This is a genomic window from Micromonospora sp. NPDC047527, from assembly GCF_040643015.1.
Classification (GTDB): Bacteria; Actinomycetota; Actinomycetes; order Mycobacteriales; family Micromonosporaceae; genus Micromonospora.
Window position 1 is genome coordinate 781,550 of the sequence record NZ_JBEYTK010000003.1, and the last position, 24,810, is coordinate 806,359.

Below are 24,810 nucleotides of genomic sequence, written 5' to 3' on the forward strand. Positions count from 1 at the left end.
CGTGACGGTCACCACCCCTCGTGGGTTCCGGGCGGCCGGGGTGGCCGCCGGGTTGAAGGCCAGCGGCGGCCCGGACGTGGCGCTGGTGGTCAACGACGGCCCGGACGCCGGGGTCGCCGGGGTCTTCACCACCAACCGGGTCAAGGCCGCGCCGGTGCTCTGGACCCAGCAGGTCGTGCAGGGCGGTGTGGTCCGCGCGGTGGTGCTCAACTCCGGTGGCGCCAACGCCTGCACCGGCTCGGCCGGCTTCCAGGACACCCATGCCACCGCCGAGCACACTGCCGCCGCGCTGACCTCGGTCAGCCCTCGGCTGATCCTCGGCGCGGGTGAGGTGGCGGTCTGTTCCACCGGCCTGATCGGTGAGCGGCTGCCGATGCCGAAGCTGCTGCCCGGCGTCCGCTCGGCGATCCGCGGGCTGTCCCGCGACGGCGGCCCGGCCGCCGCCGAGGCCATCATGACCACGGACACCCGGGCGAAGACCACGGTGGCTCGGGGCAGCGGCTGGACGGTCGGCGGGATGGCCAAGGGCGCGGGGATGCTCGCACCGGGCATGGCCACCATGCTCTGTGTGCTGACCACCGACGCGGTGGCCGGGCCGGCCGTGTTGGACGAGGCGCTGCGGGCGGCCACCCGGGTCAGCTTCGACCGGGTCGACTCCGACGGCTGCATGTCCACCAACGACACGGTGTTGCTGCTGGCCAGCGGCGCGAGCGGCATCGAGCCGACCCCGGCCGAGTTGGCCGCCGCGGTCACCGCGGCCTGTCACGACCTGGCCCAGCAACTGGTCGCCGACGCCGAGGGCGCCACCAAGCAGATCGCCATCGACGTGGTCGGCGCCGCCGACGAGGACGAGGCGGTGGAGGTGGGTCGCGCGGTGGCGCGCAACAACCTGGTCAAGACCGCGCTGTTCGGCAACGACCCGAACTGGGGCCGGATCCTCGCCGCCGTCGGCACGACCGCCGCCGCGTTCGAGCCGGACGAGCTGGACGTGGCGGTCAACGGTGTGTGGGTGTGCCGGGGCGGCGCCGCCGCCGAGGACCGCTCGAAGGTCGACCTCGCCGGTCGGGACGTGACCATCCGGATCGACCTGCACGCCGGGACGTCGGCGGCGACGATCTGGACCAACGACCTGTCCCACGCGTACGTGCACGAGAACTCGGCGTACTCCACGTGAGCGCGAGGAACGCAGCGCAGCGGAGTCCCGCAGTCGCGAACGAAAGGCTGGCCCGGTGAGCGCGAGGAACGCAGCGCAGCGGAGTCCCGCAGTCGCGAACGAAAGGCTGGCCCGGTGAGTCTCAGCACCGACCTCACCCGCGCCCAGGTCAAGGCGGAGACGCTGATCGAGGCGCTGCCCTGGCTGGCGCGCCTCTCCGGCTCCACGGTGGTCATCAAGTACGGCGGCAACGCCATGACCGACCCGGCTCTGCAGCAGGCGTTCGCCGCGGACATGGTCTTTCTGCGCTACGCCGGCCTCAAGCCGGTGGTGGTGCACGGCGGTGGTCCGCAGATCTCCGCCATGCTGGGTCGACTCGGCATCGCCAGCGAGTTCCGCGGCGGTCTGCGGGTGACCACCGCCGAGGCGATGGACGTGGTCCGGATGGTGCTCGTCGGGCAGGTCGGCCGGGAGCTGGTCGGGCTGATCAACTCGCACGGCCCGTTCGCCGTCGGCCTCTCTGGTGAGGACGCCCGGCTGTTCACCGCGGTGCGCCGCCCGGCGTACGTGGACGGGTTGCCGGTCGACGTGGGTCAGGTCGGCGACGTCGAGTCGGTCGACGTGTCGGCGGTCACCGACCTCATCGAGGCCGGTCGGATCCCGGTGATCTCCACGGTGGCGCCGGACGTCGACGGGGTGCTGCACAACCTCAACGCGGACACCGCCGCCGCGGCCCTCGCGATCGCGCTGCGGGCCCGCAAGTTGGTCGTGCTCACCGACGTGGCCGGCCTGTACGCCGACTGGCCGGACACGACCAGTCTGGTCTCCGAGATCGTCGCGGACGACCTGGCCAAGCTGCTGCCCAGCCTGGAGTCGGGGATGGTGCCGAAGATGGAGGCCTGCCTGCGGGCGGTCCGCGGGGGAGTGCCCGCGGCGCACGTCGTCGACGGCCGGGTGGCGCACTCCACGCTGCTGGAGGTCTTCACCTCGGAAGGGTTCGGAACGATGGTGGTGCCGGGAGACGGGACGGTCGGAGCATGAGCAGCCTGGCGCAACGCTGGACGCAGTCGATGATGGACAACTACGGCACGCCGCCGCTGGCGCTGGTCTCCGGCTCGGGCGCCGTCGTGGTCGACGACGCGGGCAGGGAATACCTGGACCTGGTCGGCGGGATCGCGGTGAACGCTCTCGGCCACGCCCACCCGGCGGTGGTGGCCGCCGTGTCGAAGCAGGTCGCCACCCTCGGGCACGTCTCCAACCTCTACATCGCCGAGCCGCCGGTGGCCCTCGCGGAGCTGCTGCTGGCGCTCGCCGGCCGGCCCGGCCGGGTCTTCTTCGCCAACTCCGGCGCGGAGGCGAACGAGGCCGCGTTCAAGCTGTCCCGGCGCACCGGCCGCAGTCACGTGGTGGCCACCAACGGCGGTTTCCACGGCCGCACCATGGGCGCCCTCGCGTTGACCGGGCAGCCGGCCAAGGCCGACCCGTTCCGCCCGCTGCCCGGCGACGTGACCCACGTCGACTACGGCGACGTGGCCGCGCTCGAGGCGGCGGTCACCGACGCCACCGCCATGGTGATCCTGGAGCCGATCCAGGGCGAGAACGGTGTGGTGGTCCCGCCGGCCGGCTACCTCGCCGCGGCGCGGCGGATCACCGACCGGCACGGCGCGCTGCTGGTTCTCGACGAGGTGCAGACCGGCATCGGCCGTACCGGCCACTGGTTCGCCCACCAGGCCGAGGGCGTGGAGCCGGATGTGATCACCCTGGCCAAGGGGCTCGGCGGTGGACTGCCGCTCGGCGCCACGCTGGCCTTCGGTCGGGCCGCCGACCTGCTCACCCCCGGCTCGCACGGCACCACCTTCGGCGGCAACCCGATCAGCTGCGCCGCCGCGCTCGCCGTGGTGTCGACCATCGCCCACGAGGGGCTGCTCGACCACGTCAAGCGGGTGGGCGAGCGGCTGCGCCGGGGGATCGAGGCGCTGGGCCACCCGCTGGTCTCCGATGTACGCGGCGCCGGGCTGCTGCTCGGCGTGGTGCTCACCGCGCCGATGGCGGCGGCGCTCGCCGCGTCACTGCGGGAGGCCGGTTTCCTGACCAACCCGGTGCAGCCGGGCGTGCTCCGGCTCGTACCGCCGCTGATCCTCACCGCCGCCCAGGCCGACGCCTTCCTGGCCGCGCTGCCTGCCGCCCTTACCGCGGCAACTCCCACCAGCGCGGGGCCGGACGGAAAAGCGGCACCGCAGAGGATCCCGACACCGCTGACCTTGCCCACCACCACCAGTACGGGGACGAGCGCATGATCCGGCACTTCCTGCGCGACGACGACCTCTCGCCCGCCGAGCAGTCCACGGTGCTGGACCTGGCGGCGCGGATGAAGACGGACCGGTTCGGCCACCGGCCGCTGGCCGGCCCGCGTTCGGTGGCGGTGCTCTTCGACAAGCAGAGCCTGCGGACGCGGATCTCGTTCGACGTCGGCATCGCCGAGTTGGGCGGGCATCCGCTCGTCGTGGACACCCAGGTCACCCACTTCGGTCGGGGCGAGACCCTGGCCGACGCCGGGCGGGTGCTGTCCCGCTACGTCGTGGCCATCGTGTTGCGTACTCACGGCGACGACCGGATCGCCGAGGTCGCGGCGGGGGCGAGCGTACCGGTGATCAACGCGCTCACCGACGGCTTCCACCCCTGCCAGCTGCTGGCCGACCTGCTCACCATCCGCGAACGGCTCGGTGGCACGGCCGGACGCACCCTGACCTACGTGGGGGACAGCGCGAACAACATGGCGCAGTCGTACCTGCTGGCGGGGGCGATGGCCGGGATGCACGTGCGGATCGCCGGGCCGGAGGGTTTCGCGCCGGCTCCGGAGGTCGTGGCGCGGGCGGCGGAGATCGCCGCCGGCACCGGCGGGTCGGTACGGGTCCTGACCGACCCGGTTCAGGCGGTACGCGACGCCGACGTGCTGGCCACCGACACGTGGACGTCGATGGGGCAGGAGTCCGACGGGCTGGACCGGATCACCCCGTTCCTGCCCTATCAGGTCAACAAGGAGCTGCTCGGCCAGGCCGCGCCGGACGCCATCGTGCTGCACTGCCTGCCGGCGCACCGCGGCGAGGAGATCACCGACGAGGTGCTCGACGGGCCGCAGAGCGCGGTCTTCGACCAGGCGGAGAACAGGCTGCACGCCCAGAAGGCCCTCCTGACGTTCCTGCTGGACGCCGACGCCGTGAGCGGGGCGACGGGGGAGGCGCGGTGACCACCCCGCTGACCCGTGCCGCCCGGCACGCCCGGATCGTGGAGCTGATCCGCGACCGGGCCGTCCGCTCGCAGACCGAGCTGGCCGACCTGCTCGCCGCCGACGGGGTCGGCGTCACCCAGGCCACCCTCTCGCGGGACCTGGAGGAGCTGGGCGCGGTCAAGGTGCGCGGCGGCGACGGGCCGGCGGTCTACCTGATCCCCGAGGACGGCCACCGACCGCTGCGCGACGCCGAGGCCGCGCCGGCCCGGCTGGTGCGGCTGCTGCGCGAACTGCTCAACGGCGTCGACTCCAGCGGCAACATCGCCGTGTTGCGTACGCCGCCGGGCGCGGCCCAGTACCTGGCCAGCGCGTTGGACCGGGCGGGCCTGCCCGAGATCGTCGGCACCATCGCCGGCGACGACACCATTCTCGTCGTGGCCCGCGAGGCCGTCGGCGGAGCCGCACTCGGTGACAAGCTCTCCGGTTGGGCCCGTCGGGATGACACCGTTGAAGGGAACACCACAGCATGACCGAGCGGGTTGTTCTCGCGTACTCCGGCGGGTTGGACACCTCCGTCGCCATTCCCTACCTGGCCGAGCAGACCGGCGCCGAGGTGATCGCGGTGGCGGTCGACGTCGGGCAGGGCGGCGAGGACCTCGACGCCATCCGGCAGCGCGCCCTGGACTGCGGCGCAGCCGAGGCCGAGGTGGTCGACGCGCGCGACGAGTTCGCCGCCGACTACTGCCTGCCGGCCATCCGGGCCAACGCCCTCTACATGGACCGCTACCCGCTGGTGTCGGCGCTGTCCCGGCCACTGATCGTCAAGCACCTGGTGGCGGCGGCACGCCAGCACGGCGGCACGATCGTCTCGCACGGCTGCACCGGCAAGGGCAACGACCAGGTCCGGTTCGAGGTGGGCCTGAACGCGCTCGCCCCCGACCTGAAGATCATCGCCCCGGCCCGGGACTTCGCCTGGACGCGGGACAAGGCCATCGCGTTCGCCGAGGAGAAGGGGCTGCCGATCGACGTGTCGGCCAAGTCCCCGTACTCGATCGACCAGAACCTGTGGGGCCGCGCCGTGGAGACCGGCTTCCTGGAGGACATCTGGAACGCCCCCGTCGAGGACCTCTACTCGTACACCGGCGACCCGGCGCAGGCACGCGACGCCGACGAGGTGGTGATCACCTTCGACGGTGGCGTGCCGGTGGCTATCGACGGTGAGACCGTCACCCCGTACCAGGCGATCCGGGAGCTGAACCGCCGCGCCGGCGCCCAGGGCGTGGGCCGGCTCGACATGGTCGAGGACCGCCTCGTCGGCATCAAGAGCCGTGAGGTGTACGAGGCGCCCGGCGCGATCGCGCTGATCACCGCCCATCAGGAGTTGGAGGCGGTCACCGTGGAACGGGACCTGGCCCGGTTCAAGAAGGGCGTCGACCAGCGCTGGGGTGAGCTGGTCTACGACGGCCTGTGGTTCTCGCCGTTGAAGGACTCGCTGGACGCGTTCATCGACGACGCGCAGCGGCACGTGAGCGGCGAGGTGCGGTTGACCCTGCACGGCGGTCGCGCCACCGTCACCGGTCGGCGCTCCGAGGCGAGCCTCTACGACTTCGGGCTGGCCACCTACGACACCGGTGACACCTTCGACCAGTCCCTGGCGAAGGGTTTCGTACAGCTGTGGGGCCTGCCGAGTGGGCTGGCCGCCGCGCGTGACGCCCGGCTGGGCGGCTGAGGAGCATGGAGACCACAATGGGCCGGGTGGACGACAAGAGCCTGACCGAGAACAGCGCCGCCACCAACCGGACAAGCCTGTGGGGTGGCCGGTTCGCCGGTGGCCCCGCCGAGGCGCTCGCCCGACTGTCGGTGAGCGTGCAGTTCGACTGGCGCCTGGCCCCGTACGACATCGCCGGTTCCCGGGCGCATGCCCGGGTGCTGGCCGGCGCCGGCCTGCTCGACCCGGAGGAGTTGGGCCGGATTCTGGCGGCCCTGGACGACTTGGAGGCGGCCTGCGCCTCCGGGGCGTTCCGTCCGACGGTCGACGACGAGGACGTGCACACCGCGCTGGAGCGGGGCCTGCTGGAGCGGCTGGGCAGTCTCGGCGGCAAGCTGCGGGCGGGTCGGTCCCGCAACGACCAGGTGGCCACGGACCTGCGGCTCTATCTGCGTGATCACGCCCGGGGCGTGGCGAGTCGGCTGGTCGAGTTGGCCGAGGCGCTCATCGAGCAGGCCGAGCGGCACATCGACACCGCCGCGCCGGGCATGACGCACCTGCAACACGCCCAGCCGGTCACGTTCGGGCACTGGCTGCTCGCCCACGTGCAGCCGCTGCTGCGCGACCTGGAGCGGCTGCACGACTGGGACCACCGGGCGGCGATCAGCCCGCTCGGCGCGGGCGCGTTGGCCGGTTCCGGGCTTCCGCTGGACCCGGTGGCCGTGGCCAAGGAGTTGGGGTTCCGCACGTCGTTCGCCAACTCGATGGACGCGGTGGCTGACCGGGACTTCGTCGCGGAGTTCCTCTTCACCACGGCCATGATCGGTGTGCACCTGTCCCGCCTCGGCGAGGAGGTGGTGCTCTGGACCTCGCACGAGTTCGGGTGGGTGGAGCTGGACGACGCCTTCGCGACCGGTTCGTCGATCATGCCGCAGAAGAAGAACGCGGACATCGCCGAGCTGGCCCGGGGCAAGTCCGGTCGGCTGGTCGGGGGTCTGGTGACGGTGCTGACCATGCTCAAGGGTCTGCCGATGACCTACGACCGGGACATGCAGGAGGACAAGGAGCCGGCGTTCGACGCGGTCGACACCCTGGAGCTGCTGCTGCCGGCCCTGGCGGGAATGATCTCGACGATGACGGTCCGGGTGGACCGCCTCGTCGCCGCCGCGCCGGTCGGTTTCTCGCTCGCCACGGAGGTCGCCGACTGGCTGGTCCGGCGCAACGTGCCGTTCCGCGACGCGCACGAGATCACCGGCCGCCTGGTGGCGCTCTGCGCGGTCCGCGAGTGTGAGCTGGAGGAGGTCTCCGACGCCGACCTGGCCGCGGTCAGCGAGCACCTCGACCCGTCGGTGCGTGACGTGCTGTCGGTCCGCTCGGCGCTCGCGGCCCGGACCACTCCCGGCTCGACCGGCCCCGGCCCGGTCGCCGACCAGCTCGCCGCTGCGGCGGACCGGGTGGCCGGCTGGCGGGACTGGGCCACCGAGCGGGTCGTCCCGCGCTGACCTCACCGTGGCGCCGGAGCTGCCCGCTTCCGGCGCCACGGCCGGTTCAGGCCGTCGGGCGCTCGCGCTTGGGGAGCTTGGCCACCACCATGTCGTACGACGAGTCGACCGCCTCGGTCAGCTCGTCGGGGTCGATTCCGCCGTCGAGGCGCAGCGTGTTCCACCCGGACCGGCCGATGTAGGCCATCGGGCGGGCGTCGTCGGGGTGGCGGTGCAGCCATTCGTCGGCGATCTCGCGGGTCGCGCCGCACTTCACGCCGACCGTCGGCTGACCGTCGCCGTTGCCGAGGAAGGCGAAGATCCGGCTGCCGACCTTCACCACCTCGTCGTTCTCCCACGGCCGGTCCAGCCACGCCCCCGGCTTGGCCAGGCAGTACGTCAGCATCTCCGCGCGGTCCATGGATCTCCTCCGGAATCGTCGTGGGCACAGTGTGCCCGCCCGAGCGTCACCCGGCGCGCGACAAGCCGACCTGACCCCGGGGCGTGCCCCCTCACCGGCCCGGTGCGCCGGTCAGCCCTCCTGTCGCGGTGCGGGATCGGCGGTCTGCTCGGCGGAGCGGGCGGCGACCCGCTCGTAGCGCTGCCGGGCGGCCTGCGCGCTGCCCAGCCCCAGCCCGTACGCGATGGACTGCCAGGTGAGCCCCCGGTCGCGGGCCAGGGTCAGCAGCCCCGCCTCCAGCGCGTCGAGTTCGGCGCGGACGTGCGGCAGCAGGGTCAGCGCGGCGGTGAGGTCGGCGGCGTCGACCGGTTCCTCCGTCGGCTCCCGCTCGGCCCCGCCCGCGGCCAGTGCGGTGACCAGGGCGACCGCCTCCCACGGGTCCAGCACGTACGGGTGGGCCCAGCGCCCTCGCCGCGCGCCGGTGCCGGCGTGCCGCTCGCTGATGCGCTGTAGCGCCTCGTGGGTGCGGTGGGCGCGGACCCGCGCCGGGTCGGGCGCGGTGAACGGGTCATCCGTGGTCGTCATGTCCCGAGCACACCCTATGAACGTAACCTTGTCAACAGAACGTTCAAAGCCTGCCCCCTGGGTGACCGGTCGCGGTGGTAGCGTCCGACCGACTGCTGACCTGCGGGGGAGAGCAGATTGACGACGTCGGTGGAGACGCAGGCCCTGCGCGGCGCGGCCAAGGCCTACCTGGAGTACGGCAGGCAGCTGCACGACGATGTGGGCAGGGCCCTGCCCAGGTGCTCGATCCCGAGCACGGCGATCCCGACCCCTGACTGCGGGTTCACCGAGACGTACTCGGCCGCCTACACCGCCGCCGACCTCGGCGCACGCGCGTGCGCCGACGTGTTCACCGCGATCGGCAGTGCCCTGCTCCGGGTGGCCAACCACTACGAGGGCCAGGAAGCCGAGAACGCCAAGCTGTTCGGCGGCACGGCGATCCCGGCGCCGGCCTTCCCCGTGCCGCGTGAGATGTCGACGTCGCCGAGCGGCGGCGAGATGGCCCGGTTCGTCGCCGCGGAGACCGGCATCATCATCGCCCTGGAAACCGCGACAGTCGGCCTGATGGTCGCCGCCGCCGCGATCCCGGCGCTCTTTGTCCACTTCGCCGGTATCGCCGCGCTGGCCCTGCTCAAGGACCCGTTCCCCTACTTCGACGCGGCCGGCGGGTGGGGTGAGCTGGAGCAGCACCTGTCGCTCGCCGCCGCGCAGGTCCTTCCGCTCGCCGAGCGGGTCGTCAACGAGGCGAAATGGGAGGGCGAGGGCGCCAACGCGTTCCTCAACTACGTCGCCAACCAGTTCGATCCGGCCGTCAACCAGCTCTCCACGCTGGTCAGCGAACTCAAGAACCAGTGCCTGACGATGGGGGTGGTGATGTCGTTCGCCGACGCGAGCTACCTCGTCGGCACCGCCATCATCACCGGCGGGCTCGTCGCCGCAGCCCTCGACCCGGAGCCGATCACGCGCGAGGCGCTCGGCTGGACGCTCTCCGCGCAGTACGTGCTGGAGGTCGGTGCCCTGATCGTCGAGGTCGCCGGCGTCGCCGCCGCCGTGGCGGTGACCAACGGCGCGGTCGTCACCGAGACACAGAAGCTCAACGGATACTTCGGTCAGCAGAGCACCGAGATGACCGTCAACTCCGCCGCGCTCACCCCGCAGCGGATGACCGAGATCCAGACCTGGGAGGGCGGCGGTTGGACGAACACCAAGGTCCCCGACCCGGTGCGGCAGCCGTCATGACCGACCTCCGCGCCCAGCGCAACCGCGCCCTGGCCCGGGTGCTGCCGCTGCTCGCCCTGGCGTTCGTCGTCTCCGGCGTCGCGGCCTATCTGCTGCTCGGCCCGTCCGAGGTCGCCGGCTGGCTCGTCGCCGCGCTCGGCCTGGCGATCGCCGTCACCGCGATCGTGCTGTTCCACCGTTTCCCGGACGCCGAGACCCGTAAGCGGTACCCGCCGGGCCAGCTCGGCCTCGCGCGGGTCGGCCTCTGGTGGCTGGCGGCACTGTCGCAGGGGCCGGCCTTCATCGCTCTGACCCTCCTCCTGGACCGGAGCTGATCCCCCGTGAACGAGTTCGTCGAACGGTTCCTCGACACGAGTGAGCGCCACTACCGCAGCGACAGCGCACCGCAGAAGCTCACCGACGCGGCGCGTGACTTCCAGGCCGGCCTGACCGAACTGATGAGCCAGACGGCGTCGGCGACGGACCAGCGCGGCTACGTGGAGGCGACGGTCTCCCTCGGCCGCACGGTCGTCAAGACGTACATCAGCCCCCAGGCCATGCGCGACCTCGACGCGGGGGAGCTCGGCGAGGTCTGTGTGGAGGCGATCGCCGCGGCTCGGCTGGTCGCCGCCGAACAGTTCACGGCCCAGGTGGGCGACTTCCCCGACCGGTTCACGCACCTCGATCCGGCCGAGCTCATCCGCAGAGGCAGGGTGTAGACGTGACGACGAGGGATCCGTACGAGACCGTCGAGGCGCTGCGTAACCTGGTGGCCGATCCCGAGGGCCTCCAGCGCCGCGTCCAGGGCCTCGTCAGCGACGTCCAGGGCGAGACCTTCACCGGCACCGCCCTCGACGGCGGCGTCACCGCCACCGTCAACGGCCTCGGCGCCCTCCAGTCGATCGAGATCAGCACCGTGGCGAAGCGCGCCACCGACAACCTGACCCTCGGCGACGCCGTCACCGAGGCGGTCGCTGCCGCCGAGCACAACGCCCGCGCCACCCTGGTCAGCCGCGTTGTCGGGGACGCCATGCACCAGCGTTTCGGCGTTCTCCTCGACGAGGCCCGCCTCCGCCGCTTCATCCCCGAGTAGCCCGACCAGGTGCCGTGGCAGCGCTGCTGGTCAGCCGTTTGCTCGTGGTGGCCGTTCTAGCGACGGGCGGGTCCGCCACCCCTGCGGTTTCGGGGTGCGTGACGGCGGTAGGCGCTGACCGTCGGGTCGTCGGTGATCCAGAAGCGCCAGGGGACGTCGTGGGCGGCGGCTACTCCCACCCGGGGCCCGGCAGAGATCGCCGACGGGGCAACCGGGCGTGTCGGCGGGAGCAACAGAAGCGGACCGCTGCCGTCGAGCACGGAGGTTCCGTTCGCCTCCGCGGTGACTCCCAGCGCGACCACCAGCCGGGCTGGCCCACGCGCCAGGTCGCGGTCGGCGACCTCCCCTCGACGTTTGCGGGCGAGGTCGAATCCGTCGACGACCTCACCCGCCCGCAGCAGGACCGCCGCCGCCTCTCCCGTACGGCCGCAGACGATGTTCAGGCACCAGTGAACCCCGAACACGAAGTAGGTGTACGCGTGCCCCGCCGGCCCGAACATGACAGTGGTCCGGGGAGTTGGCCCCCGGTGAGCGTGCGAGGCGGGGTCCTCGCCGGTCCCCGCGTACGCCTCGACCTCGGTCAGCCGGACCCGGACGCCGCCGGTCGAGATCTCCCATCCCAGCAGCGCCCGCGCCGTCTCGGGCACCTCGGCGGCGGGGGCGTGCAGCCACGAGTAGTCCACCGGTCAAGGAAACGCCGGGTGGCGGAGATCGGCAAACCGGCGGCGGTGCTGACGGCGTGTGGCCGGGCCTGCCGCCGAGCGTGACTGTCGGCGTGTGCCTGACGGGATGTGTCGGGGGGTGTGGCCATAATCACCGCACCTACCCGAGGACGGTTCGGAGGACGTCATGGCAACGCTGCTCGCGATCGGCACGGCCAAGGGGCTGTTTCTCGCCACCAGCGCCGACGACCGGCGCAGTTGGGAGATCACCGGCCCGCACTTTCCGATGACGGGTGTCTACGCGGTGGCGGTCGACACCCGGCGTTCCGCCCCCCGGCTGCTCGTCGGGATGACCAGCTCACACTTCGGCCCCAGCGTGGCCACGAGCGACGACCTCGGCGCCTCCTGGGACGAGCCCGACCAGGCGCCCATCGCGTTCCCGTCCGACACGGGCGCGGCCCTGGGGCGGGTCTGGCAGTTGATGCCGGCCGGTCCCGACGAGCCGGACGTGGTCTGGGCAGGCACCGAGCCCTCGGCGCTGTTCCGCTCCGCCGACGGCGGTCGCAGCTTCGAGTTGGTCCGCTCGCTCTGGGACCATCCGCACCGGCCGCAGTGGGACGAAGGGTTCGGCGGCCAGGCCGTGCACACCGTGCTGCCCCACCCGCGTGACCCGGCTCGCCTGCTGGTCGCCATGTCCACCGGCGGGGTCTACCGCTCGCAGGACGCGGGGGCGACTTGGGCTCCGGCCAACACCGGCATCCGCGCCTACTTCCTGCCCGACGAGTGGCCGGAGTTCGGCCAGTGCGTGCACAAGGTCGCCCGGGACGCCGGCGACCCCGACCGGCTCTACGCGCAGAATCACCACGGCGTCTACCGCTCCGACGACGACGGCCGCACCTGGTCGTCCATCGCTGACGGGCTGCCCAGCGACTTCGGTTTCCCGATGGTGGCCCACCCGGGTCGGGCCGGCGTGGTGTGGACGTTCCCGCTGGTGGCCGACAGCGTGCGGTTCCCGGCCGACCACCGCTGCCGGGTGTACCGCTCGGTCGACGCCGGGGGCAAGTGGGAGCCACTGTCGGTGGGGTTGCCGGAGGGGCCGTTCTATCCGGCGGTGCTGCGCGACGCGATGTGCGCCGACGACTCCACCCCGGGCGGGGTCTACTTCGGCACCCGCTCCGGTGAGGTCTATGCCAGTCGCGACGAGGGCGACTCCTGGTCACCGGTGGCGGCGCACCTGCCCGACGTGCTCTGCGTCCGGGCCGCGGTGATCTGAGTGGTCACCGTGCTGCTGCCCGGTCCGCTGCGTGGCGAGGCCGGCGGCGCCAGCCGGCTCGACGTCGACGCCTGTGGCACGCTGCGGGCGGTCCTCGACGAGCTGGCCGCCGCCCACCCCCGGTTGGCCCGGCGGATCCGCGACGAGCGTGGCGAGCTGCGTCGATACGTCAACGTCTACGTCGACGGGGAAGATTGCCGGCACTCCGGCGGGCTGGCCACGCCGGTCGGTGAGGGTGCCCAGGTGCAGGTGCTGCCGTCGGTGGCGGGCGGTTGACGGAATAGTTGACTCGTCAAGTATGTTGACCGGAGCGTCCGGGTAATCCACCAGGGCCCGGTCGACACGCGAGGAGCTGGTCATGCAGTTCGGAGTCTTCACCGTCGGGGATGTCACGGTCGATCCGACCACCGGTCGGGAGCCGACCGAGCATGAGCGGATCAAGGCGATGGTCGCCATCGCGCTCAAGGCCGAAGAGGTCGGGCTGGACGTGTTCGCCACCGGCGAGCACCACAACCCGCCGTTCGTCCCGTCGTCACCGACCACCATGCTCGGCCACATCGCGGCGCGCACCGAGCGGCTGCTGCTGTCCACCGCGACCACGCTGATCACCACCAACGACCCGGTGAAGATCGCCGAGGACTACGCGATGCTCCAGCACCTGGCCGACGGCCGGGTCGACCTGATGATGGGTCGCGGCAACACCGGCCCGGTCTACCCGTGGTTCGGCAAGGACATCCGCGCCGGCATCCCCCTCGCGATCGAGAACTACGACCTGCTGCGCCGGCTGTGGCGCGAGGACGTGGTCGACTGGAAGGGCCGCCACCGCACGCCGCTGCAGTCGTTCACCTCGACGCCGCGCCCGCTCGACGGCGTGCCGCCGTTCGTCTGGCACGGATCGATCCGCAGCCCGGAGATCGCCGAGCAGGCCGCCTACTACGGCGACGGGTTCTTCGCCAACCACATCTTCTGGCCCAAGGAGCACACCCAGCGGATGGTCGGGCTCTACCGCGAGCGGTTTGCGCACTACGGCCACGGCTCCGCCGACCAGGCCATCGTCGGCCTCGGCGGGCAGGTGTTCATGCGCCGCAACTCGCAGGACGCGGTCCGGGAGTTCCGGCCGTACTTCGACAACGCCCCGGTCTACGGCCACGGGCCGTCGATGGAGGAGTTCACCAGGGAGACCCCGCTGACCGTGGGCAGCCCGCAGCAGGTCATCGACCGCACGCTGGGCTTCCGCGAGTACGTCGGTGACTACCAGCGCCAGCTGTTCCTGATGGACCACGCGGGGCTGCCGCTGAAGACGGTGCTGGAGCAGCTCGACCTGCTCGGCGAGGAGGTCGTGCCGGTGCTGCGCAAGGAGTTCGACTCGCTGCGCCCGGCGCACGTGCCGGAGGCGCCCACGCACGCCTCGCTCGTCGCCGCGGCGGGCGGCGGCACGGACAGCACCGTGCACGCCGTCGACGACGTCACGGGCAAGGCGCCCGAGGTGTCCCGATGAGCCAGCGCACCCTGGCCGTGGTCTCGGCGGGGCTGAGCCAGCCCTCGTCCACCCGGCTGCTCGCCGACCAGCTCGCCGCGGCGACCCGCGACGAGCTGGTCCGGCGCGGCTCCACCGTGCAACTACGCGTCGTCGACCTGCGGGAGTACGCCCACGACGTGGTGAACAACATGCTCACCGGGTTCCCGCCGGCGGCGCTGCGCGAGGCCACCGAGGCGGTGACCGGGGCGGACGGGATCATCGCCGTGACGCCGATCTTCAACGCCTCGTACAACGGGCTGTTCAAGTCCTTCTTCGACGTGTTGGAGGGCGAGTCACTGGTCGACCGGCCGGTGCTGATCGGCGCCACCGGCGGCACCGCCCGGCACTCGCTGGCCCTGGAGCACGCCATCCGCCCGATGTTCAGCTACCTGCGGGCGGTGGTGGTGCCCACCTCGGTCTTTGCCGCACCGGAGGACTGGTCCGGTGGCACCGCGGACGGCGCCCTGCGGGGCAGGATCCAGCGTGCCGGCGGCGAGTTGGCCGACCAGGTCGAGCGCCGGCCACCCGCCAGCGGCCCGGCCGACCCGTTCGCCCTCACCACCGACTTCCTCCAGATGCTCGGTCGGGGTGACGGCCCGGTCAACTGACCGGGTGGGCGACAAGCACCGGGCAGTGTGCGTGCTGGATCACCGCCTGGCTGACCGAGCCGAGCAGCAGACCGGTCAACCCGTGCCGGCCCCGGGTGCCCACGACCAGCAGCGACGCCGTGCCGCTGGCCTCGACGAGCCCCTGGGTCGCGTCGGTCGCCCGGACCGGATGTTCCCGCACCACCAGGTCGGGATGCTCGGCGCGCACCGTGGCCGAGGCGTCGGCCAGCAGCCGCACCGCCTCGGCCTGGTGCGCGGCCAGCGACTCCTCGATCTCCTCCGGCACCGGGCGGTCCTCCTCCAGCGGGCTGATGTGCACCAGCACCAGCGGGACCTTCCGTAGCGTCGCCTCGACGGCGCCGTAGCCGACGGCGAGCCGGGACGCCTCGGACCCGTCCACGCCGACCAGCACCGGCGCGTCCACACCGATCGCCTGCTCGTCCGGGCGGACCACCAGCACCGGGCAGTGCGCGTGCGCGGCCACCTGCGCACCCACCGAACCGAGCAGCAGCCCGACGAACCCGCCCAACCCACGACTGCCCACCACGACGAGATCGGCCCGGCGAGACTCCTCGACCATGGTGGCACCGGGCCCACCCGCGACCTGGCGCACCTCGACGGTGAGGCCCGGCCACCGGTCGGCGAGGTCCGCCGCCGTACGCTCCAACATCTTCTGCGCCTCCTCGGAGGGCGCCGGAACCCCGAGGTCGTACGGGTTGAGCGGCACGCCGTAGCCGAGCGGGTGCAGGTAGCCGTGCACCAGCAGCAGCGGCCGGGACCGGAGCTGCGCGGCGTGGGCGGCGTGCTCCGCGGCGACGAGGCTGGACGGCGATCCGTCCACACCCACCACGACAGGTCGATTCATCAGCTCTCCCAGGGTCGGTCAGCTCATTGTCGGGGGCGCGCCGCTGCCGCGCCGCCGAACGCGCCGGCACGGACCAACCCAACGGCTCCGGCCGGCGCGAGCACCGAACACGGGTCCGCGCCGACCGGAGAGCGGCCGGCGCGGACGAAACGACGGGTCAGCTCTTGCGGCTCTGCCGGACGACCGCCACCGGGCTCGCCGAGTGGTGCAGCACCGCGTGGCTCACCGAGCCGAGCAGTACGCCGGCCAGCGCGCCCCGGCCGCGCGCCCCGACGACGGTGAGCTGCGCCGCGGCCGACTCCTCCACAAGCAGCCGGGCGGGCGCGCCGTACGCCACCCGCTGCCGTACGTGCACGTCCGGGTACTGCTCGGACCAGCCGGCGAGCGCCTGGGCGAGGACGCGCTCCTCTTCGCCGGCGAGCGCCTGCACGTCGTAGCCCAGCGGCAGGAGGTCGCTCGGCGGGACGGGGATGGTCCAGCCGTGCACGGCCACCAGGTTGGTGCCCCGCAACGAGGCGGCCTCGTACGCGAAGCCCAGCGCCTCGGCGGACAGCGTCGAGCCGTCGACCCCGACCACGACCGGCCCGTCGGCGCGGGCCTCACCCTTGACCACGAGCACCGGGCAGTCGGCGCGGGCGGAAACCTGCACCGCCACCGACCCGAGCAGCAGCCCGCCGAAGCCACCCAGGCCCCGGCTGCCGAGCACCAGCAGCTTCGCGTCCCGCGCCTCGGCCAGCAGCACCGGCGTGGCCGCGCCGTCGACCACGGCACCGGTGACGGTGAGATCCGGTGCGACCTTGCTGGCCTCGGTCACCGCTTCGGCGACGAGCTTCTCGGCCTGGGCGCGGAACCCGGCGTCGGCGGGAGCGCCCGGCGCCGGCGTCAGCGGCACCTCGTAGAGCGGCCAGATGAACGCGTGCACCACCCGCAGCGCCCGGCCTCGCGTTGAGGCCTCCCGGGCGGCGACCCGCACCGCCTCCAGCGCTGATGTCGAACCGTCAACAGCCACCACCACGGGGGCACCGGATCGCTTGGTCATCACGTTCCTCCTTCGTTCGAACTCCATTCTCCTACGGCGTCGGCCCGATGATCAGGGCAGGAGGGTAGAAGGCGGGGGGCCATTGGTCCCGTCGCCGGCCCGCGACCGCCGCCAGAAGGCGTCCGCGTGCCGACGACGGCGGCCCGGTGTCCGTCTAGCGCGACCCGTCGGTGGCGTCCGAGCGCCGCGACTGCGGCCCGGCATCCGCGTGCCGCAGCTGCCCTTCGGCGGCGTCCGAGCGTTGCGACTGCAGCCCGGCGGTGCCGTCCACAGCATCGTCGGACGGTGCCGACGGCGGCGTCGGGCGGCGGCGGGTCAACCGCAGCACCAGGCCGGGCAGGGCGCTGACGGCCGCGCAGGCCAGCAGCACGGTCGGCGTCAGCGGTTCGGTGTCGAGCAGGTCGCGCAGCGGGGCGAACAGAACCCCGCCGACCTGGAGCAGCGCCGACACCGCCACGGCGACGAGGAGGCCGGGGTTGCCACGTCGCGTACCGGCGGGGCGGGGTGCCCGCACCGCCAGCGCGACGCCGAGCTGGGCCAGCCCCAGCACCACGAAGACCACGGACTGCCAGGGCAGGTCCTGGGCGGCGGCGACCACGCCGGCACCGAGCACCACGGCGGCGATCAGCGCGCCGGTGACCAGGACGTCCCGGCCCAGCCCGGCGCCGAGCACCGACTCCTGCGGCGAGCGGGGTGCTCGACGCAGCGTGCCGGGTTCGGCCGGCTCCGCGCCAAGGGCCACCCCGGGCACCCCGTGGGTCAGCAGGTTCACCCAGAGGATCTGCGCGGGTTGCAGCGGCACTGCCAGGCCGAACAGCGGGCCGACCAGCATCACCAGGATCTCGGCCACTCCGCCGGCGAGGGCGTACCGCAGGAACCGGCGGATGTTGTCGTAGATGCGCCGGCCCTCGCCGATGGCGGCGGTGACGGTGGACAGGTCGTCGTCGACCAGCACCAGGTCGGCGGCCTGCCGGGCGACCTCGGTGCCGCCGCCCATCGCCACCCCGATGTCGGCGCGGCGCAGCGCCGGCGCGTCGTTGACCCCGTCACCGGTCATCGCCACCACGTGTCCACGGGACTGCAGGTCGGCGATGATGTCGAGCTTCTGTTCCGGCTGGGTCCGGGCGAACACCCGGGTGTCCGGGTGCGCCGGCGTCGACCCGTCGTCGCCCCGGGCGAGGGGGTCACCGTCTCGCCACAGGCCGAGCTGCGAGCCGATCGCGGCGGCGGTGGCCGGGTGATCCCCGGTGATCAGCAGCAGCCGTACCCCGGCGGTGTCGAGGCTGTCGGCGATCTCGGGGGCGCCGGCGCGCAGCGGGTCGCCGACGGCGGTCAGCCCCAGCGGGCGCAGGCCGGTCGGTGCGGCGAGGTCCGGCAGTGTCTCCACCAGGGCGGCGGCGACGGCGAGCACCCGCAACCCTTCGGCGGCGAGCTGGTGGGCGCTGCGGGTCAGCGCGGCGATCTCGTCGTCGGTGGCGTCGAGCAGGGTCGAGTTGAGGACACTCTCCGGGGCGCCCTTGCAGACCACGAGGTAGCGCTGGTCGCAGGACCGGTGCGCGGTGACCATGCGGCGTTGGGCCTGGTCGAAGGGGTGTTCGGCGACCCGCGGCCAGGCGCCGCGGGTGGTCTGCGGGTCGAGGCCGGACCGGGCGGCGAAGGCGACGAGCGCCGCTTCGAGGGGGTCGCCCACGGCGCCCCAGTCGGGTCGCTCGTCGTCCGGGGGTGACAGGGCGGCGTCGTTGCAGAGCAGCCCGGCCCGCGCCAGTCGGCGCAGCTCCTCCGGTACGGCCACCGCGGCGCCATCCCGATGTACGGCGCCGTGTGGGGCGTACCCACTGCCGGTGACCTGGTACCGCGCCCCGTCGGTGGTGACGACCTGCTGCACCGCCATCCGGCCCTCGGTGAGGGTGCCGGTCTTGTCGGAGGCGATCACCGTCACCGAGCCGAGGGTTTCCACCGCGTGCAGCCGGCGCGGGATGGCCTTCGATGCGGCCATCCGGCGTGCGCCAAGCGCCAACGCCAGGGTCACCACCGCCGGCAGCGACTCGGGCACGGCCGCGACGACCAGGCTCACCGCTGTGACGGCCATCTCCACGATCGGTCGGCCGCTGATCACCCCGATCGCGAAGACCAGCCCGGACAGCGCGACCGCGACCAGCCCGAGCGTGCGGCCCAGAGCGGAGAGCCGGCGCTGCAACGGTGTGGCCGAGGGACGGGTGCCCGCCACCAGCGTGCTGATCCGTCCCAACGCGCTCGCCGGCCCCGTCCGGAGCACGGTGCCGTCCGCGCGTCCGGTGGTGACCACCGTCCCGGCCAGCGCCTCCTGGCCGACGGTCCGCCCCACCGGCACCGACTCGCCGCTCAACGCGGATTCGTCCAGTTGCAGACGGTTGGCCTCGACCAGCAGCAGGTCGGCCGGCACGATGTCACCGGCCTCGATCCGGACCAGATCGCCGTGCACCAGGTCGGCGGCCGGAACGGCCAGATCCCGGCCGTCACGCACCACCCGGGCGGCGGGGGCGGCGAGTTGGCCCAGCGCCGCGATGGCCCGGTCCGCGCGGATCTCCTGCACCAACCCGATGACCGTGTTCACCAGCACGACCAGGAGGATCACCGCGGTGTCCGGGTAGTCGCCGAGCACGGTCGTGACCACGGCCGCGGCGAGCAGCAACGCCACCAGCGGGTCGGTCAGCTGACGCAGGACCCGTACGGCCACATGCCGGCGCGGTGGCGGCGCCACCGTGTTCGGCCCGTTCGCCCGCAACCGGGCGGCGGCCTCCGCCGCGTCGAGCCCGACCGGGACGGGCACGTCGACGGTGTCCTCCAGCGTCCGGCCCTGCACGCCGGTATTCGCCACCGTGAGCTCCCCTACCTCGCGCGGCGTGTCTCGGGCACGCCATCTCTCTCCACCCTCCCGCCGTGTGGGCCCACCCGGCAGGGGCGTTGCGCCCGCCCGGCCCGGGACCAACGGCCCCTATGACGGTGGAACGGACCTGCCGGCGAAGGTGAGGCCGGTCACTGCGCGGTAGCGACGCCGGGGACGGGTCCCGCGTACCCTCGTCGGATGATTTCCGACCTGCGGCTGCGCCCGGTTGGCGCGGACGACCTCGTGGAGTTCTTCCTGCACCAGCAGGATCCGGAGGCCAACCGGATGGCCGCGTTCGGCCCTGCGGACCCGGCCGACCACCGCGAGTTCGCCCGACACTGGGCGCGGGTGCTCACCGACCCGGCGAACCTGGTCCGCACCGTCGAGGTCGACGGCGAGGTGGTCGGTCACGTCACCGCCTTCCCGGTGGGCGACCGCACCGAGGTCAGCTACTGGATCGACCCGGCGCGTTGGGGTCGGGGTCACGCCACGGCGGCCCTGGCGGCCCTGCTGCCCGAGTTGCCCCGGCCGGTGCACGCCCGCGCCGCCAAGGACAACGCCGCCTCCCTCGCGGTGCTGCGTAAGTGCGGCTTCGTCGTGGTCGGCGAGGACTCGGGGTACGCCAACGGCCGCGGCGTCGACGTCGAGGAATGGCTGCTCGAACTGCCCACCGATGGGCCTGACCTGGGCGGGCACTAGTCTCGCGGGGTGAACTGGTTGGATCTGGTCGGCTGGGCCGGCTCCGCGGTGCTGGTCTGGTCGCTGCTGCAGTCCCGTGTCCTGCGGCTGCGGGCGCTCAATCTCGTCGGCTGCCTCGTGCTGATCGGCTACAACGCCGCCATCGAGGTCTGGCCCATGGTCGGGCTCAACATCGTCCTCGCGGTGATCAACATCTGGTACCTGCGGACGATGCTCGCCACCCGCCACGACGAGCAGACCTACCAGGTGGTGGAGGTCGGCGTCGACGACCAGTTCCTGGCCCACACGCTGCGGGTGCACGGGCCGGACATCGCCCGCTTCAACCCCCACTTCCACTGGGACCCGACCGCCGCGAACCGCTCCGCCTTCCTCGTGGTCACCGCCGACGAGGTGGTCGGCGTGGTGCTGTCACACGCCGAGGCGCACGGAGTCGCCCAGATCGACCTGGACTACGTCACCCCGAAGTTCCGCGACTTCACCCCCGGCGAGTTCGTCTACCGGCGCAGCCGCCTCTTCACCGAACGGGGCTTCCACCGGGTGGTCAGCCCGCCCGGCATGCTCGCCCCCTACTACCACCGGCTCGGCTTCCGCCGCGAGGGCGACTCGTACGTTCTGGATCTGCCCGCCGCACCCGCCTCCGGCTCCGCGTAGCGCCACCCAACAGGATTCGTCCGCCGTCCGACGGGGCACAGACACGCGTACGCCGGGCGGGGCCGCCCGGCGGGCACCGCGCGAACCGGCCGGTGCCACCACCGGAGAGGGAGCGAACCGGGCGTGCAGAGCTACGGGAGCCAACTGGCCCTGGTCGGAATTCTGATCGTCATCAACGCGCTCTTCGCCGGCAGTGAGATGGCGTTGGTGTCGCTGCGGGACAGCCAGATCCAGCGGTTGGAACGCACCAGCCGGGGCGGGCGGGTGCTGGCCCGGCTGGCGAAGGACCCGAACCGTTTCCTGGCCACCATCCAGATCGGCATCACCCTCGCCGGCTTCCTGGCCTCCGCCGCGGCGGCGGTCTCGCTGGCCAAGCCCCTCGTACCGCTGCTCGGGGCGTTCGGGAGCGCGGCCGAGACGGTGGCGATCGTGGTGGTGACCCTCGCGCTGACCTTCGTCACCCTGGTCTTCGGCGAGCTGGCCCCCAAGCGGATCGCCATGCAGTCCGCCGAGCGCTGGGCGCTGCTGGTGGCCCGCCCGCTCGACCTGCTCGCCACGTTCACCCGGCCGGCCGTCTGGGCGCTCGGCGCGACCAGCGACCTGGTGGTCCGGCTGGTCGGGCTCAACCCGAAGCACGAGCCGGAGGAGATCGGCCCGGACGAGCTGCGCGACATCGTCGCCGGCAACCACGGCTTCACCAAGGAGCAGCGCACCATCATCGCCGGCGCCGTGGAGATCGCCGACCGGCGGTTGCGGGCTGTCCTCGTACCCCGGTTGCAGGTCTTCACGCTCGACAGCGGGACCACCGCGGAGGCCGCGCGGCTGGTGCTGGCCGCCACCGGGCACTCCCGGGCGCCGGTGGTGCGCCACGGCGGCCTGGACGACACGGTCGGCGTGATCCACCTGCGTGACCTGGTGGGAGTGCCCGACGACCGCCCGGTCGACGAGATCGCCCGGCCCCCGATGCTGTTGCCGGACTCGCTGCCCGTGGTGGATGCGCTGCGTCAGTTCAAGGCCGAGCGGCAGCACATCGCGCTGGTCGTGGACGAGCGCGGCGCCGTCGACGGGATCGTGACGCTGGAGGACATCCTGGAGGAGATCGTCGGGGAGATCTACGACGAGACCGACCGGGACGGCTACTCGGTGCGCCGCGACGCGGACGGCGCGCTGCTGCTGCCGGGCACCTTCCCGGTGCACGACCTTCCGGACATCGGCGTCGAGCTGCCGTCGCGGCCGGCCGGCGACTACACCACGGTCGCCGGGCTGGTCCTGGCCCGCCTCGGGCACATCCCCACCGTGGCCGGCGAGGACGTCACCCTGGACGGCTGGGTGCTCATGGTGGCCGGCATCGACCACCGGGCCATCACTGAGGTACGCGTGAGCAGGCTCCCCGACGAGGCCGACACCGACGTCGACACCGACGCCGAGCCGGTGCTGGACGAGGCCCGCAGCTGACCGCTCAGTCGTTGGAGAGGTTCTGTAGCCGGACCTGACCACGGGCGACCAGCCGCTCGTCGGCGTCGGTGATCTCCACCTGCCAGAGCTGCTGGCTGCGGCCCCGGTGCACCGGAGTGCCGACCGCCCGCAGCTCGCCGTCGCGGACGGCCCGCAGGAAGTCGGTCTGGTTCGACACCCCCACGACCGTGCCCCGGTCGGCCAGCCAGAGCGCGCCGCCGACACTGGCCGCGGTCTCCACCACCGAGCAGTACACGCCGCCGTGCTGGATGCCGAACGGCTGGTGCAGCTCCGGCCGGACCCGCCAACTGATCACCACCTGATCGGCGGTCGCCTCCTCGAACTTCAGGCCGAGCAGGGCGACGAGCCCACCCGTGACGTCCGGTATCTCCACGGAAACCCCTCCTCGATCAACAAGGGGCAAGCGTAACCGCGCCGGGTTGCGCGAAACCCGGTACGGGTCGGCGCCGGCGATGGGGGAGAATCGGTGACCGTGACCGACAGCAGCCTCCCGCCCTCCGGGCGGGCCTCCCTGACCGATGACCTGCTCTGGCGTGGCCTGATCCAGGACTCGACCGGCCTCGACGAGCTGCGCGAGCTGCTCGACGGTGGGAGCGCCGCCACCTATTACGTGGGCTTCGACCCCACCGCGCCGAGCCTGCACGTCGGCCACCTCATGCAGGTCACCATGGCCCGCCGGCTGCAACTCGCTGGGCACCGCCCGTTGCTGCTGGTCGGCGGGGCGACCGGGCAGATCGGTGACCCGAAGGAGACCGCCGAGCGCACGCTCAACCCGCCCGAGGTGATCACCGCCTGGGTCGAGCGCATCCGTGCGCAGCTCGCACCCTTCGTGTCGTACGAGGGGGACAGCGCGGCGCAGCTGGTCAACAACCTGGACTGGACCGGCGAGATGTCGGTGGTCGAGTTCCTCCGCGACGTGGGCAAGCACTTCCCGGTCAACAAGATGCTGGCGCGGGAGGTGGTGCGCGCCCGGTTGGAGACCGGCATCAGCTTCACCGAGTTCAGCTACCAGCTGTTGCAGGCCAACGACTTCTTCGAGCTGCACCGCCGGCATGGCTGTCAGCTCCAGTTCGGTGGCTCCGACCAGTGGGGCAACATCACCGCCGGCGTCGACTACGTACGCCGGCGCGGCGCGGGGCCGGTGCAGGCGTTCACGACGCCGTTGGTGACCAAGTCCGACGGCACGAAGTTCGGCAAGACCGAGGGTGGCGCCGTCTGGCTCGACCCCACGATGACCAGCCCGTACGCGTTCTACCAGTTCTGGCTCAACGTCGAGGACCGCGAGGTGGACCGCTATCTGCGGTACTTCAGCTTCCGCTCGCGCGACGAGTTGGAGGAGCTGGCGAAGGCGACGGCCGAGCGCCCTGCCGCCCGGTTGGCCCAGCGGGCGCTCGCCGAGGAGTTGACCACGCTGGTGCACGGCGCCGAGGAGACCCGACAGGCGGTCGCCGCGAGTCAGGCGCTGTTCGGCCGTGGTTCGCTCGACGACCTGGCTCCGGAGACGCTGCACGCGGCGCTGACCGAGGCGGGCCTGGTGCGGCTCTCCGGCGATCTGCCGGACGTTGCGGGTCTGTTGCGGGAGTCCGGCCTCGTCAGCGGCCTCAAGGAGGCCCGGCGGGTGATCGCCGAGGGCGGCGCCTACGTCAACAACAACCGGGTGACCGAGGTGGACGCCGCGGTGTCGCCGGCTGACCTGCTGCACGGCCGATACCTGGTGCTGCGCCGCGGCAAGCGTTCCTTCGCGGGCGTTGAGCTGGGCGGATAGTCGGCCGTCGACGGTGTGACGGGGGACGCGTCCGGCGGATTTGACGATCATCCCGCCGGACGCGTAACTTTCTCTCTGCCAGCGCGGAACGGACGAAACAGGCGAAAGTCTGCAAGGCCGGAGCGCGGCGACGACCTCGGGGTCGGGCGGTTACGCCGACCGAATCCCCGGACCGGGTGGTGCCCACGAAACGCCGCGAGGCGGATTTGGCGCGGCGAAACCGACCGGGTAAGGTAGGCAGTCGGCAGGGAAACGGGCGAGTGAGCGGGAAACCGCGACGGCCGGCCTGCCAACACCGTGACGAGAGCGGCGCAAGCCGGTCGAGACATGGTGCCCGCAATACGGTACGAAGCACGACGAACCGCGAAACACCGGTTTGACACGGCGGAAACCAGCGGGTAACGTAGTAAAAGTGCCTGGCGCTGGAAAGCGCCGGGGACGCGAACGAAAAGCCCCGTGATGGGGCCCCGGGTTGGGGCTTTCTGATCGGTGTGTGGTTGTTCTTTGAGAACTCAACAGGGTGCTTGTAAAGCCAGTGCCA

The 24,810-nt window shown here is 72.5% G+C and carries 26 protein-coding genes; 19 read left to right on the top strand and 7 right to left on the bottom strand.

Going from position 1 to position 24,810, the window contains the following annotated elements; all coding sequences use genetic code 11:
* Position 1 precedes the first annotated feature (1 nt).
* The 7 genes from argJ (at position 2) to argH (ending at position 7,592) form a co-directional block, all read left to right on the top strand.
* Complete coding sequence (argJ, locus tag ABZ808_RS16570; RefSeq protein ID WP_357006663.1) at positions 2–1,174, top strand: bifunctional glutamate N-acetyltransferase/amino-acid acetyltransferase ArgJ; 1,173 nt, start codon at positions 2–4, stop codon at positions 1,172–1,174.
* Between the two features lie 114 nt (positions 1,175–1,288).
* Positions 1,289–2,194: an acetylglutamate kinase gene (argB, locus tag ABZ808_RS16575; protein WP_357006666.1), complete on the top strand. Its 906-nt coding sequence runs from the start codon at positions 1,289–1,291 to the stop codon at positions 2,192–2,194.
* Positions 2,191–3,450, top strand: coding sequence for an acetylornithine transaminase (locus ABZ808_RS16580; protein ID WP_357006668.1), 1,260 nt, complete (start codon positions 2,191–2,193; stop codon positions 3,448–3,450). The genes argB and ABZ808_RS16580 overlap by 4 nt, the downstream gene beginning before the upstream one ends.
* Positions 3,447–4,400, top strand: a complete 954-nt coding sequence (gene argF / locus ABZ808_RS16585; RefSeq protein ID WP_357006671.1) for an ornithine carbamoyltransferase — start codon at positions 3,447–3,449, stop codon at positions 4,398–4,400. Before ABZ808_RS16580 ends, argF begins: the two co-directional genes overlap by 4 nt.
* Complete coding sequence (locus ABZ808_RS16590) at positions 4,397–4,912, top strand: arginine repressor (RefSeq protein WP_357006674.1); 516 nt, start codon at positions 4,397–4,399, stop codon at positions 4,910–4,912. The genes argF and ABZ808_RS16590 overlap by 4 nt, the downstream gene beginning before the upstream one ends.
* On the top strand, positions 4,909–6,111 hold the full coding sequence (locus tag ABZ808_RS16595) for an argininosuccinate synthase (RefSeq protein WP_357006677.1): 1,203 nt from the start codon (positions 4,909–4,911) through the stop codon (positions 6,109–6,111). Before ABZ808_RS16590 ends, ABZ808_RS16595 begins: the two co-directional genes overlap by 4 nt.
* Positions 6,112–6,128: 17 nt before the next feature.
* Positions 6,129–7,592 (top strand): argininosuccinate lyase, encoded by a 1,464-nt coding sequence (gene argH / locus ABZ808_RS16600; RefSeq protein WP_357006842.1) that lies wholly within the window; start codon positions 6,129–6,131, stop codon positions 7,590–7,592.
* A 46-nt stretch (positions 7,593–7,638) separates the two neighbouring features.
* Here argH and ABZ808_RS16605 read toward each other — a convergent pair whose 3' ends face one another.
* Positions 7,639–7,992, bottom strand: coding sequence for an MmcQ/YjbR family DNA-binding protein (locus ABZ808_RS16605; RefSeq protein ID WP_357006681.1), 354 nt, complete (start codon positions 7,990–7,992; stop codon positions 7,639–7,641).
* A 111-nt stretch (positions 7,993–8,103) separates the two neighbouring features.
* Positions 8,104–8,556, bottom strand: coding sequence for a DNA-binding protein (locus ABZ808_RS16610; protein WP_357006684.1), 453 nt, complete (start codon positions 8,554–8,556; stop codon positions 8,104–8,106).
* A gap of 117 nt (positions 8,557–8,673) precedes the next feature.
* Here ABZ808_RS16610 and ABZ808_RS16615 point away from each other — a divergent pair, with 117 nt between their 5' ends.
* The 4 genes from ABZ808_RS16615 to ABZ808_RS16630 are packed head-to-tail and all read left to right on the top strand — an operon-like array spanning position 8,674 to position 10,846.
* On the top strand, positions 8,674–9,774 hold the full coding sequence (locus ABZ808_RS16615) for a hypothetical protein (RefSeq protein WP_357006687.1): 1,101 nt from the start codon (positions 8,674–8,676) through the stop codon (positions 9,772–9,774).
* A complete protein-coding gene (locus ABZ808_RS16620; protein ID WP_357006690.1) occupies positions 9,771–10,088 on the top strand; it encodes a hypothetical protein in 318 nt (105 codons plus the stop codon). Before ABZ808_RS16615 ends, ABZ808_RS16620 begins: the two co-directional genes overlap by 4 nt.
* A gap of 6 nt (positions 10,089–10,094) precedes the next feature.
* Positions 10,095–10,472: a YbaB/EbfC family nucleoid-associated protein gene (locus ABZ808_RS16625; RefSeq protein ID WP_357006693.1), complete on the top strand. Its 378-nt coding sequence runs from the start codon at positions 10,095–10,097 to the stop codon at positions 10,470–10,472.
* A gap of 2 nt (positions 10,473–10,474) precedes the next feature.
* Positions 10,475–10,846, top strand: coding sequence for a YbaB/EbfC family nucleoid-associated protein (locus tag ABZ808_RS16630; RefSeq protein ID WP_357006696.1), 372 nt, complete (start codon positions 10,475–10,477; stop codon positions 10,844–10,846).
* Positions 10,847–10,902: 56 nt separating this feature from the next.
* Here ABZ808_RS16630 and ABZ808_RS16635 read toward each other — a convergent pair whose 3' ends face one another.
* Positions 10,903–11,529: a DNA-3-methyladenine glycosylase gene (locus ABZ808_RS16635; protein ID WP_357006700.1), complete on the bottom strand. Its 627-nt coding sequence runs from the start codon at positions 11,527–11,529 to the stop codon at positions 10,903–10,905.
* 166 nt (positions 11,530–11,695) lie between these two features.
* Between ABZ808_RS16635 and ABZ808_RS16640 the strand changes: the two genes are divergently transcribed.
* The 4 genes from ABZ808_RS16640 to ABZ808_RS16655 all read left to right on the top strand — a co-directional run bounded on the left by ABZ808_RS16640 (position 11,696) and on the right by ABZ808_RS16655 (position 14,908).
* Positions 11,696–12,781 (top strand): exo-alpha-sialidase, encoded by a 1,086-nt coding sequence (locus ABZ808_RS16640; RefSeq protein WP_357006703.1) that lies wholly within the window; start codon positions 11,696–11,698, stop codon positions 12,779–12,781.
* Positions 12,782–13,057 carry a ubiquitin-like small modifier protein 1 gene (locus tag ABZ808_RS16645; RefSeq protein ID WP_357006706.1) on the top strand — a complete coding sequence of 92 codons (276 nt, stop codon included), beginning with the start codon at positions 12,782–12,784 and terminating at the stop codon, positions 13,055–13,057. It begins immediately after the preceding gene.
* A gap of 82 nt (positions 13,058–13,139) precedes the next feature.
* Positions 13,140–14,279, top strand: coding sequence for an LLM class flavin-dependent oxidoreductase (locus tag ABZ808_RS16650; RefSeq protein WP_357006708.1), 1,140 nt, complete (start codon positions 13,140–13,142; stop codon positions 14,277–14,279).
* Positions 14,276–14,908 (top strand): FMN reductase, encoded by a 633-nt coding sequence (locus ABZ808_RS16655; RefSeq protein ID WP_357006711.1) that lies wholly within the window; start codon positions 14,276–14,278, stop codon positions 14,906–14,908. Before ABZ808_RS16650 ends, ABZ808_RS16655 begins: the two co-directional genes overlap by 4 nt.
* On the opposite strand, the gene ABZ808_RS16660 is transcribed toward ABZ808_RS16655, so the two are convergent.
* The 3 genes from ABZ808_RS16660 to ABZ808_RS16670 all read right to left on the bottom strand — a co-directional run bounded on the left by ABZ808_RS16660 (position 14,901) and on the right by ABZ808_RS16670 (position 19,669).
* Positions 14,901–15,773, bottom strand: coding sequence for a universal stress protein (locus ABZ808_RS16660; RefSeq protein WP_357006714.1), 873 nt, complete (start codon positions 15,771–15,773; stop codon positions 14,901–14,903). The two genes, ABZ808_RS16655 and ABZ808_RS16660, sit on opposite strands and share 8 nt — an antisense overlap.
* Positions 15,774–15,930: 157 nt before the next feature.
* A complete protein-coding gene (locus tag ABZ808_RS16665; RefSeq protein WP_357006717.1) occupies positions 15,931–16,812 on the bottom strand; it encodes a universal stress protein in 882 nt (293 codons plus the stop codon).
* Between the two features lie 154 nt (positions 16,813–16,966).
* On the bottom strand, positions 16,967–19,669 hold the full coding sequence (locus ABZ808_RS16670; protein ID WP_357006720.1) for a cation-transporting P-type ATPase: 2,703 nt from the start codon (positions 19,667–19,669) through the stop codon (positions 16,967–16,969).
* A 207-nt stretch (positions 19,670–19,876) separates the two neighbouring features.
* Between ABZ808_RS16670 and ABZ808_RS16675 the strand changes: the two genes are divergently transcribed.
* The 3 genes from ABZ808_RS16675 (at position 19,877) to ABZ808_RS16685 (ending at position 22,483) form a co-directional block, all read left to right on the top strand.
* Positions 19,877–20,377: a GNAT family N-acetyltransferase gene (locus ABZ808_RS16675; RefSeq protein WP_357006723.1), complete on the top strand. Its 501-nt coding sequence runs from the start codon at positions 19,877–19,879 to the stop codon at positions 20,375–20,377.
* A 9-nt stretch (positions 20,378–20,386) separates the two neighbouring features.
* Positions 20,387–21,028 carry a hypothetical protein gene (locus ABZ808_RS16680; protein WP_357006726.1) on the top strand — a complete coding sequence of 214 codons (642 nt, stop codon included), beginning with the start codon at positions 20,387–20,389 and terminating at the stop codon, positions 21,026–21,028.
* Positions 21,029–21,151: 123 nt separating this feature from the next.
* Complete coding sequence (locus ABZ808_RS16685; protein ID WP_357006728.1) at positions 21,152–22,483, top strand: hemolysin family protein; 1,332 nt, start codon at positions 21,152–21,154, stop codon at positions 22,481–22,483.
* 4 nt (positions 22,484–22,487) lie between these two features.
* On the opposite strand, the gene ABZ808_RS16690 is transcribed toward ABZ808_RS16685, so the two are convergent.
* Entirely contained in the window at positions 22,488–22,877 is a 390-nt protein-coding gene (locus ABZ808_RS16690) for a PaaI family thioesterase (RefSeq protein WP_357006731.1), read from the bottom strand.
* A gap of 99 nt (positions 22,878–22,976) precedes the next feature.
* Here ABZ808_RS16690 and tyrS point away from each other — a divergent pair, with 99 nt between their 5' ends.
* Positions 22,977–24,269 (top strand): tyrosine--tRNA ligase, encoded by a 1,293-nt coding sequence (tyrS, locus tag ABZ808_RS16695; RefSeq protein ID WP_357006846.1) that lies wholly within the window; start codon positions 22,977–22,979, stop codon positions 24,267–24,269.
* The last annotated feature ends 541 nt before the right edge of the window (positions 24,270–24,810 follow it).